At 34.8% G+C, this 6,371-nt stretch carries 6 protein-coding genes and 1 pseudogene; 2 read left to right on the top strand and 5 right to left on the bottom strand.

What is annotated here, in order from left to right; translation table 11 throughout:
* Both F6K13_RS13345 and F6K13_RS13340 read left to right on the top strand, forming a co-directional pair.
* On the top strand, positions 1-1,019 hold a 1,019-nt coding region (locus tag F6K13_RS13345; protein WP_287287603.1), incomplete at its 5' end, for an ATP-binding protein.
* Between the two features lie 381 nt (positions 1,020-1,400).
* On the top strand, positions 1,401-1,763 hold the full coding sequence (locus F6K13_RS13340) for an STAS/SEC14 domain-containing protein (protein ID WP_124144442.1): 363 nt from the start codon (positions 1,401-1,403) through the stop codon (positions 1,761-1,763).
* A gap of 350 nt (positions 1,764-2,113) precedes the next feature.
* Here F6K13_RS13340 and F6K13_RS13335 read toward each other — a convergent pair.
* From F6K13_RS13335 to F6K13_RS13315, 5 genes and pseudogenes are all read right to left on the bottom strand, one after another.
* Positions 2,114-2,617 (bottom strand): annotated as a pseudogene (locus F6K13_RS13335) (Rpn family recombination-promoting nuclease/putative transposase); the annotation flags it as partial.
* A gap of 161 nt (positions 2,618-2,778) precedes the next feature.
* Positions 2,779-3,627: an ABC transporter permease gene (locus tag F6K13_RS13330; protein ID WP_124144445.1), complete on the bottom strand. Its 849-nt coding sequence runs from the start codon at positions 3,625-3,627 to the stop codon at positions 2,779-2,781.
* A gap of 239 nt (positions 3,628-3,866) precedes the next feature.
* Positions 3,867-4,010, bottom strand: a complete 144-nt coding sequence (locus tag F6K13_RS13325) for a hypothetical protein (RefSeq protein WP_287287601.1) — start codon at positions 4,008-4,010, stop codon at positions 3,867-3,869.
* A gap of 3 nt (positions 4,011-4,013) precedes the next feature.
* Positions 4,014-4,928: an ABC transporter permease gene (locus F6K13_RS13320; protein WP_124144447.1), complete on the bottom strand. Its 915-nt coding sequence runs from the start codon at positions 4,926-4,928 to the stop codon at positions 4,014-4,016.
* Positions 4,929-5,222: 294 nt separating this feature from the next.
* Complete coding sequence (locus F6K13_RS13315) at positions 5,223-6,329, bottom strand: PotD/PotF family extracellular solute-binding protein (protein ID WP_192901097.1); 1,107 nt, start codon at positions 6,327-6,329, stop codon at positions 5,223-5,225.
* Positions 6,330-6,371: the final 42 nt, after the last annotated feature.

Raw genomic sequence — 6,371 nt, 5'->3', positions numbered from 1 at the left:
GAGCTTTTAATCAAGAACCACAAGATTTAATTGGTAAATTAGTGCTGAAAAAGTTTTTACATAGAATTCATTATGATTTATTTACAGATTTAGTTAATGTGGTAGAAACTGGAAAATCTTTAGAGCAGGATATTTATTATAATAACCAAGAAGAAGGAAAATGGTATCATTTCATCGCCGTTAAATTAGGGGATGGTTTTGCTATTACAGTAAGAGATATTACAGAAAGAAAAAACTTAGAATTAACCCTTGAAGAAACTAATAAAGAATTAGAAACTTTTAGTTATAGTATAGCTCATGATTTCCGCGACCAATTAGAAACTATTGAGTCATTAACTCATTTTCTCAAAGAAGAATATGGAGATGATAATTATACCAATCAAAATGCTCAAGATTATTTTGATTTAATGTTTCAATCAACTGCTCGAACGCAGCAGATTATTAAAGATTTACTCATGTTGTCCAAGATAAAAAAAAGTCCAATAACTCTTGAATTAGTGCATTTAAGTAGTATAGTTCAACAAATACTAATGAAGCTTCAAATCAAAGAACCACAAAGAAAAGTTGAATTATTAATTCAGCCCAATGTTACAGATCAAGGGGATCAAAGATTTTTAACAATTGCTTTAGAAAATTTAATTGGTAATGCTTGGAAATATTCATCTAAAAAAGATGTTACTCAGATTGAATTTGGAGTTTTATCCGCAGAACAAAAAGAATTAGATTCAATCATTAATCAATGCTCTTTATATTACAAAGACAAAAGCTTATGTGTACAAAAATCAGATGTAATTTATTTTATTAAAGATAATGGTGCTGGCTTTAATATGGAAATATTCACAGAATTATTTACTCCTTTTAAGCGATTCCATTCAGATGATGAGTTTGAAGGAACTGGTATTGGTTTATCAATTGTGAAAAGAATTATTAATTGTCACCAAGGTTTAATTTGGTGTACTTCTCAAGTGGAAAAAGGCACAACTTTTTATTTTACTCTTAATAGCAGTATAAAAATTTAAAAAAGATAAAGAAGGAGTCAGGAGTCAGGAGTCAGGAGTCAGGAGGGAAGAAAGAAGAAGAAGGAAGAGGAGAAAAAGGAGAAAGTTTTTTGGTCGCGTAAGCAGAACGGAGTTCTATCGCGCTCTTATCCTGACATGATATTAGTCTCGAATAGCAGTGAGTATGCCTAAATATTGAGGAGTCACAGAATTGTGAATTATAGTCTATTTTTATGAAAACCACTATAATTTTAATTTATGTTCTCTGTTTAGTGAAAATCCTAGAACTTTGTACCCCATCTACTGTGCGTGAAGATCATTTTCAATTTCTATTGCTATAATAAAAGAAGAAAAAAACTCTACAAACTGCTCTGATATAGATTGAAATCTAGGAGGGCCATTATGATTGAAATCAGTTCCAATCAACAGGATAACGTTCTTGCCTTTACTGCTCATGGTCGAGTCACTGGAGAGGACTACGAATCTGTTTTGATTCCCGCCATAGAGGCTAAGTTAAAAGAAAAACCCAAAATTCGCTTGCTTTATAATTTGGGCAGTGATTTTTCAGGGTTTGAAGCTAAAGCTTTATGGGATGATGCAAAAGTAGGTCTTCAACACCCAACTGCTTGGGAAAAAATTGCAGTTGTGTCCGATAATAAATGGGTTGTCGGAGCAACAAAACTGTTTAGATTTATTATTCCTTGCCCTGTAAAAGTATTCGACAATAATCAATTAGTGGGAGCCACTGAATGGATTAATTCGTAGGTTGAACAAGTAGTAATTGGTATAGCAGAAAGAAGAAGGAACGATTGAGGGACCGAAGTTAGCGAAGTTAGAAAAATTTTGCGTTGTCGGAGTTTTAAGCTTTTGATATATCTGCGCCCTTTTCTTCTACTGCTATATATTTTTATATTCAACTTCTTGGGATTTGCTCAACTTAATCTTTATTTATTATAATTGGGTTGCGAGATACGCTTAACCCAAACTGGTAGCGCGTCTAGCTTTATAGATGTGGGAGAGGTTAGATTAAGGGAGCGATCGCTCTATTCCCTATCCAATTATTTCAACCAATTCAACAAATCTTCCAAACTACTAAAACTTAAAGTTGTTCCTCCTAAATCTTCTAACTCTTTGGGGAACTTCGGTAATTCTACAAATATCATTGCTACTTCTTCGTCTCTATAGTCAAATAATTGCTCTTTCTCTTTAAACACAAAATGATTAATCTATTTGCCGGTTTCTTCAAACATCTCAAAATTTGTAATCGTTAAAGCAATTACTGGTTTTAATTTCCGATATCCTTCCCTAGTGTTTAATTGATTGCCATAAGTTTTACACAAATTATAAACTACTCGCTTTTCAAAAGCCGTAACACTCAATACCTGCATTTAAATAATCACATTGGAGCCGTCATTTAAGATAGCTTTCACATCTAGATAACTATCTTTCAAACTAATCGTATCTCCTGGATTATATGGGTCAATTATTTCCCAATCTTGAATCATAGATTCACCACCATATATTAGAGCATTCAAGAAACTAATCAAAATATCTTTACTCTCAGTTGAGCCAAATATTTTTTTGAAAGCAAAATCTGTTTTAGGACTAATAAATATCATAGTTTTACTTTGTTTATCAACTCCAGTTATGGGGATTTAAACCCAAACTTTTAGCGCGCTGAAAGCTGAGTTATGTTTACAGAGCATTCCGGTACGGAAAATGCTGATAGCTAGTTAATTATTAATTGTTGAACCACAATTAATCTATTCTGACTCCTGAACTACTTAATACTTTTTTTCTCACTTCTAGTCCGCAAAAATTCTCCAACAATTGCAATCGCTCCTGAGCCTAAAATTAAAATTACACTCAGGGCATTAATATCAGGTTTTACCCCTGTACGAATCCTACTAAAAATTTCCATTGGCAAAGTTGTTGCCCCACTTCCTGAAGTAAAACTAGCAATTAAAAAATCATCCATACTTAATACAAAAGCTAGCAAACATCCAGATATAATTCCTGGCATTAATTGGGGTAACAATACTTGCAAAAAAGCTTGTACTGGAGTTGCTCCCAAGTCAAGGGCAGCTTCCTCTAAATTAGGGTCTAAATCTGCTAATCTTGTGGAAACAACTAAACCCACATAAGCTAGACAAAAAACAATATGAGCTGCAATTATTGTCCATAAACTTAATCTAATTGCCAATGCTGCTAAAAAGACTAGAGTCGCAACAGCGATCGCTATATCAGGAATAATTAATGGTAAATAAGAAACACCTAAGTATAAAGATTTGCCTCGAAATTTATATTTTGCTAAACCTACTGCCATTAAAGTACCAATAATTGCTGACACAGCCACAGCACAAATAGCTACAGTTAAACTATTTTGTAAAGCATTTAAAACTCTAGTATCTTGAAAAAGCTTGACATACCATTGCAGGGTGAAGCCCTCCCATCCTGCACTATATTTAGATTTATTGAAACTATAAAAAGTCAAGACAAAAATTGGCAAGTACATAAACAAAAACATTAAAATTGTAAATATTACCTGCCAAGAAATATGAATTTTTGATTGAGATTTAGACATATCTATTGGGATATTATCTTCTGGATTTATTAAAGTATTTGTCATTTCAGTTATCAGTTATCAGTTATCAGTTATCAGTTATCAGTACCTCTACCTGAAGTCATATCAAATCCGGTAGCATCGGTGTTATTCAGTATTTTAAAGACAAGAGTCCATATTGTAGGGGTAAACGATCGTTCTTCTCTAACCATTGTATGACGACGACAGAATTATATTGCTCCGAAGCCAACGCATTTGAGACCAAGAGAAGAAAATTTTTTCCTTTGAGTCAATCCTATCCGCTTTCAAGGAGAGGTAATTATTAATTGTTGAATCCTACTTCCTCCCTCGTTCCTCCTGTCTCCTGTCTCCTGCCTCCTGTCTCCTGTTTCCTGTCTCCTGTCTCCTGTCTCCTGTCTCCTCCCCTTACGAAAAGACTTTTTCAGCAAACCCTACTTAGAGGGTTTACCATCGCCAAATTTTAGTAAAAGAGCGATCGCTATACTCACCCCCAAAATCATAACCATACTCAAAGCTGAACCAAACCCCCAATTTTGAGTAGCTCCTAAAAATTGATTATAAATTAATCGAGCAGCTGTCATACTAGAAGCACCACCCAATAATTCAGGGTCAACAAAATCTCCTAAAGAACTAATAAAAACTAATAAAGAACCCGCAGCAATACCAGGTAAACTTTGAGGAACAGTCACTTTCCAAAAAGTTTGTATAGGGGTTGCTCCTAAATCTGCCGATGCTTCTAATAATCTCCGGTCTAACTTTTCTAAAGAAGCATAAAGAATAGTCACAATATAGGGTAAATAACTATAACTCATACCAATCAAAACAGCGGGAGTTCGATTCAATACTTCTAAAGGTGGTAATCCAATAATTCCAATAATTGAGTTTAATACGCCAGTTGGTCGTAAAATTGTAATCCAAGCATAAGAACGTAATAAAGATGAAGTCCAAAGTGGCAAGACAAAACCTAATAAAAGTAAATTTCGCCACCGTTTGGGTGACATTAAAGCAATCCAATAGGCTACAGGAAATCCCAATAATAAACATAAAATTGTTGTACCTGTAGCAAAATAAATTGAACGCCAAATTACTTTTAAATTAATCAGGTCAAATACTCGTAAATAGTTACCAATGCCATCAGGGTTTACTAAATCTCCAGGTCGAATATTTTCTACTAAACTCAGTTGGAAAATTACTAAAGTCGGCAACACTAATATCAACAGTAACCATAAACCTGCCGGACCTAATAAAGCTAGAGGACCTAACAGTTTAGAAAATGTTTGACTTATACCATGTTTTGACTGAGAATTAGGGAAAGCTGGAGCAGACGGTTTAGTAGGTGTAGTCATATTTGTCAAGTCAAAATTCAAAAGTCAAAATTCAAAAATAATATTGTAGAAATTGGAACATTTCTCAAGGATTGGGTTCTATAGTGCTATACGAAGTTAAAAGTAAAAAGTTAAAAGTAATCTCTGACTGAGTTTTCGATGCCTAAATGCATAATGCTATATATTTTCAGGAACAAAGAAATTTATTAACTTTTACTGAGGATTTAATGACTAAAAAAAAGTTAGTAGAAAAATTCCATACATAAATCTACTCAGGAATTTGTCTTCCTCCTTCCTCCTTCTTCCTTCTTGCAATTATACACTTCTTAATTTCGTCCAGTATTCATCATAAACTTCTTCATATTTACCCAGTGGAACTAAACTTTCACACTTTTCAATAATTGATTCTGGGGGAAATAAAGTAGGATCTTCTTTTAGTTCTTCTGATAATCTTCGATAAGCTTCACGAGAAGGTGTAGCAAAACTGAGTCTCTCCACAATTTCAGCAGCTATATCTGGCTGTAACATAAAATTAATCCACTGATAGGCACCATCAGGGTTAGGAGCATTTTTGGGAATCACTAATGTATCCGTCCACAGAGAGGAACCACTGCGGGGAGTAATATATTCTAAATCTTCATTTTCTGGTTTAATTTCTGCAGCATCAGAAGAATAACACATAGCTATCAACAAATCTTCTACCAAAATTTGAGACCGCCAACCATCTGTAGTAAAAGAGGCGATCGCTGGTCTAAGTATGAGTAACTCTTGGTAAGCTTCCCTGATACTTTCAACATTAGTAGAGTTGTAGGAATATCCCAGCTTTCGCAAAGCACACCCCATCACCTCGCGCACGTCATTAGCTAGAGTCAGGCGCTTTGATATTAAATTTTTATTTTCCCAGAGATACTCCCAGTCAGTGGGCGCAGTGGGTAACAGTTTGCTATTGTAAATTAAACCAGTAGTACCCCAACTTATGGGTACACTATAGACATTACCAGGGTCATATATAGGGTCTTGAAATTCTGGGAACAGATCGTCTAAACCAAGAATTAGAGAATGGTCTAACTCTGTCAACAAACCCAGGGATTCCATTTTTTGCACCATATAATCAGATGGATAGATGATGCTATATGCTCCACCTCCTCCAGCTTGCACTCTAGCTAGCATCGACTCATTAGAGTCAAACACATCTGCAACTACTTTGATACCTGTTTCATCGTAGAAGCGGTCTAGCAAATCTTGGTCTGTATAACCTGCCCAAGTATATATATAGAGTAAATCTGAATCTCCCTGCATTCGGGGGTTAGATTTTACTTCAGCTAATCTCCAACCACAGCTAGAAAGAGCTGAAGCTGCGATGGTAGCTGCTGACGTTTTGAGAAATTGACGTCTAGAAGTGCGAGCATCTTGCTTGTTAATAGATGCAGCAATAACATTTCCCCGATATTTCTCGAAATTAGA

Source organism: Okeania sp. SIO2B9, from assembly GCF_010672505.1.
In the GTDB taxonomy this organism is placed as follows: Bacteria; Cyanobacteriota; Cyanobacteriia; order Cyanobacteriales; family Microcoleaceae; genus Okeania; species Okeania hirsuta.
This window is presented reverse-complemented; position numbering and strand designations above follow the sequence as displayed.